The organism is Streptomyces sp. BE303 (assembly GCF_036290945.1).
Taxonomy (GTDB): Bacteria; Actinomycetota; Actinomycetes; order Streptomycetales; family Streptomycetaceae; genus Kitasatospora.
Window position 1 is genome coordinate 1 of the sequence record NZ_JAQYWZ010000426.1, and the last position, 364, is coordinate 364.

General features: G+C 70.1%; 1 protein-coding gene. It reads left to right on the plus strand.

Features of this window, described 5'->3' with window-relative positions:
- A partial coding sequence (locus PUR56_RS08165) for a hypothetical protein (protein ID WP_329948403.1) occupies positions 1–364 on the plus strand: 364 nt, incomplete at both ends.

Sequence of the window (364 nt, forward strand, 5' to 3'; positions counted from 1 at the left end):
CGAGCTGGGCTGGCACGTGGCCCCGACCGCGAACCAGCACGACGCCATCGCCGCCATCGAGCTCGCCCTCGCCGAAGCCGAACGGCTCGCCGGAGCCCAGCTGGTCGACCTGGCCCGGCGCGCGACCGACGGCACCGTGATGCCGCTGGTCACGTTCGTCACCGACAAAGGCGGAACGTTCCGCTCGTTCCGCTTCGAGGCGTTCATCGCCACCCGCCCCGAGCTGCGGCACGTACGCACCAGGGTCCGTACCCCGCGCCAGAACGGCTCACGCGAGCGGGGCTTCGGCTCGCTGAAGTACGAGAAGCTGTTCTTGGAGGAGATACCCGACGCCCTCGACCTGGTCCGCCATGCCGAGGACTAC